At 62.6% G+C, this 3,489-nt stretch carries 4 protein-coding genes and 1 tRNA gene; 2 read left to right on the top strand and 3 right to left on the bottom strand.

What is annotated here, in order from left to right; translation table 11 throughout:
- Positions 1-170: 170 nt before the first annotated feature.
- Complete coding sequence (gene lpxC / locus NW809_RS11360) at positions 171-1,082, bottom strand: UDP-3-O-acyl-N-acetylglucosamine deacetylase (protein ID WP_414346968.1); 912 nt, start codon at positions 1,080-1,082, stop codon at positions 171-173.
- 6 nt (positions 1,083-1,088) lie between these two features.
- Entirely contained in the window at positions 1,089-1,664 is a 576-nt protein-coding gene (locus tag NW809_RS11355) for a hypothetical protein (protein WP_011430773.1), read from the bottom strand.
- 66 nt (positions 1,665-1,730) lie between these two features.
- Here NW809_RS11355 and NW809_RS11350 point away from each other — a divergent pair, with 66 nt between their 5' ends.
- Positions 1,731-2,540 carry an RNA methyltransferase gene (locus NW809_RS11350; RefSeq protein ID WP_414402176.1) on the top strand — a complete coding sequence of 270 codons (810 nt, stop codon included), beginning with the start codon at positions 1,731-1,733 and terminating at the stop codon, positions 2,538-2,540.
- Between the two features lie 105 nt (positions 2,541-2,645).
- Here the strand turns inward: NW809_RS11350 and NW809_RS11345 are convergent.
- Positions 2,646-2,730, bottom strand: a tRNA-Ser gene (locus NW809_RS11345).
- A gap of 124 nt (positions 2,731-2,854) precedes the next feature.
- Between NW809_RS11345 and NW809_RS11340 the strand changes: the two genes are divergently transcribed.
- On the top strand, positions 2,855-3,418 hold the full coding sequence (locus NW809_RS11340; RefSeq protein WP_011430771.1) for a hypothetical protein: 564 nt from the start codon (positions 2,855-2,857) through the stop codon (positions 3,416-3,418).
- Positions 3,419-3,489: the final 71 nt, after the last annotated feature.

Genomic DNA, 3,489 nt, shown 5'->3' with positions numbered 1-3,489 from the left:
GCTGGGATATAGGGGGGTACAGAGCGGGGCTTCCAGGACTACGTCCCGCTAGCGCGAACGGCGGATTAGCTAAAGCCCGCATGGGCGGGCATTGAACCCAAAGCAAGGCCGCACAGAGAAATTGCAGCAGGCCAGGAACTTTTCACCCATCCCAGCAGCCGGGATCCCCCTCAAAACGAAGAGCGAGATTCCACCCCACCGAGGCAAAGGGGATCCCTTGCTTGCTCTTGAGCTGGCTCCACCTGCAGGGATCCACTCTTGAGCAACTGCTCAGCCAAACGGTGGTGGAGGGCGTGGCCCGCCTTGTAGGCCACAATGTGCCCCTGCAAGCGGCAGCCCAACAAGCTGAGATCTCCTAGTAAATCTATCAGCTTATGGCGCACCGGCTCATCCGGGAAGCGCAACGGCCCCAACCACTCGGTTTTGCTGCAGACGATAGCATTTTCCAAGCTGCCCCCCTGAATCAGCCCCTGTTGGCGGGCCAGCTCCGCATCCTGTTGGCGGGCGAAGGTGCGGGCCGGGGCAATGGATTGGACAAAGTCCGCCCTGTTCTCCCGCCAGCTCAGCCACTGTTGGCCGATAGGGCAGTCGGCAAAATCGATGCCATAGGTAAAGCGAAACCCGGGGTAGGGCACGGCGCTGACAAAGGCTTCCCCTGCCCAGACCGTGACCGGCTCCTGGATCACCCCCAGCAGGGCCGGCTGCTCCTGGGCCAGGATCCCGGCTTGGGCAACGGCCTCCACAAAGGGCAGGGCGGAGCCATCCAGAATCGGCAGCTCCGGCCCCTCCACCTCGATGCGGCAGTTGTCGATGCCCAGCACGTAAAGAGCGGCCAACAAGTGTTCCACCGTCTGCACCTGGACAGGGGGGGATCCCTGCTGTAGACGGGTGCAGAGAGCGGCAGGGGCCAGGGATCCCAACCGAGCGGGGATGGGAGGGGAGCCCGGCTGATCCACCCGCACAAAGACTCGACCGCTGCTGGCAGGGGCCGGATGCAGGCTACAGCGAACCGGCAGGCCGGTGTGCAGGCCCACCCCCTCTAGGGAAATAGAGCTGGCCAAGGTGTGTTGTTGTTCTCTCATAGGTCTCTATGGCCAACGCTCTTGGCCCCGGTCGAAAACGCGATAGTAGAGTTCCCGATAGCCAACGCGCAGGCTGCTGCTGGCGTCTGCCAATTTGCCTTTGCGACTGCCGTAGGCGCTGAACACCTCGTAAGTATCTCCCTCAAAGAAAAACGAGGAGACATCGGAAACCTCTTCCCCCCCCAACAACTGCCAACGCCCCCCCCGAAATCGCAGCCGGTAGTGGGCCCTGTCCAAGCTACCGGAGGGGCGGTCGATGGCGGCGTCGATGCGGCCCTCGTACTCCGGCGGCTCGGCTCCTGCTATGGGTCGAACCTCGACGGAGATATCGCGGTAACGGCAGTTGGGGCGGCTGCACAGGCGGATCGAGCGCATGGCCTCGGCAATGGCTTCCAGCCGCTGTCGCGCCTCGGCCAGAGAAAAGTGCTCCGCACCGCTATCGCGAACGAGCTGGGGCGACACCTGAGTCGGCTCTGCTGCTGGGGAGAGCGACGAATGGGCAGCCAAGGCTGGGGATCCCCAGCAGCACCCCAGCAGCAATAGGCACATCCAACTCAGCCAACGGCGGTAGGCGGATCCCATCGGCGCAATCTATGACAAGATCTAACTCCTCTACTTTAGGGGATCCCTATCTGCGATTTCTGAGCAATGCCGGCATCGTCCAACTGGGCTCAGGAGCGATTGGCGCAGGTACGCCTTGTGTTAGTGCGGCCGGCAGGGCCGCGCAATCTCGGGGCCATTGCCCGCGTGATGAAAAACATGGGCCTGCGGCAGTGGGTGTTGGTGGATCCCCAATGCGATCCCCTCGACGCAGAAGCAGTCACCATGGCCGTGCATGCGACGGACTTGCTCCGCCAAGCCCGGCAGGTGCCAACCTTAGCCGAGGCCCTTCAGGGATGTGTGCAGGTATTCGGGACAGCAGGCCGCCGCGAGCCCTACCCGCCCGAATGGCAAATTCAGTCTCCCCGCCAGGCTTTCCCGGAGCTGCTGGCTGCTGGCCCTGCCGCTCTGGTGTTTGGCCCTGAAGATCGGGGCTTGAGCAACGAAGAGCTGGCCCTCTGCCATCGCCAGATCCAGATCCCCACCGATCCGGCCTACCCTTCCCTGAACTTGGCCCAGGCAGTGGGCATCTGTTGCTACGAGCTGCGCACCCTCCTCTGCCAGAATCTTCCCCCGCCAGTGACCAGCTCTGGGATCTCAAAGCCGGCTCCCTTCGAGCTGCTGGAGGGTTTTTTCGGCCACCTGGAGGCGCTGTTGCTGCAAATTGGCTACCTGCACCCCCACACCGCTCGCCGCAAGATGGTCAAGCTGCGCGCCCTCTTTCACCGCGCCGGCCTGACCGTGTCCGAGGTGGCCCTGTTACGCGGGATCCTGCGACAACTCCAGTGGAGCCAAAAATCTTCTCCTCGAGAACCCCCAAAAAAAGAGGATCCTCATCCTGCTGAGAGTGGATCCTAGCTGCCGCGGCCTCTGGCCGGCTGCCTCTGAAAACAAACCTCTGGGAACTGAGACAAGGGAATCCAGCTAGGTCTGGATGGTCTCCCTGCGGCAAACTTGATTTGACGGAGAGGGTGGGATTCGAACCCACGGTGGCTTGCGCCACGACAGTTTTCAAGACTGCTTCCTTAAACCACTCGGACACCTCTCCAGAACCTATCTTAGGCTGTGCAGTTGCCGCTTGTGCAGCTCGAGGGGTCCTGCTATCCCTGCTAACGGGTTGTGGGGAGGAATGGGGATCCGCTATAACCCACTGAGGGATCCCTGGCTATGCGATGAGAGGACATTTTTGCCCAGGTCAGGTGCAACTTCTGGCTTGGCTGTCGCTAGCGTTGTTGGCTGCCTGTCGCCCTTGGCCAGACGCATCTCCTTCCGAAGCTGCCCCCCCGGATCCGGTGCTGCGCCACATCGGCGAAGATGGCACCCATTTTGAGGCTTCCGTGGGCGATACCCGCGCTCTCCCTCCCCACTTCCCGCACCAGTTGCGCTTGCCCGACGCCACCGTCATCTCTTCGGGGCAAATTTGGGATCAGGAAGGAGGGCTTGCCTCCCTGATTTTGCAGACCTCTCAACCTCTCTCGGAGATCGCCGCCTACTACCGCCGCACCCTCTGGGGCCGGGGCTGGGATCTCCTCTCCGATCTCGAGCAGGCCGGCGGCATCCGCACGCTGGTGTTCGAGTCTCCCCCTCGCCCCGACAGGCCGCCCCAGCAGGCGGTCATCCAAGTGGGATCCCCCCGCCGCGGGCCGGATCAGGTGGAGTATCGCGATATCCTGATTTTGCTGAGTACCGTCGTCCCTGGCGGCGAAGCGCAGCCTGCCGCTGCAGCCGCTCCCTAGAGCATGCCTGTCTATACTCAAGCGATTGAAATTGCCGCTGGCGTGGCCCAGGTGGAGCGCTGTCTAATCGA

The sequence above is a fragment of the Synechococcus sp. WC101 genome, from assembly GCF_047461555.1.
Lineage (GTDB): Bacteria > Cyanobacteriota > Cyanobacteriia > Thermostichales > Thermostichaceae > Thermostichus.
The sequence above is the reverse complement of the archived record's forward strand: the minus strand, read 5'-3'. Positions and strand labels throughout refer to the sequence as shown.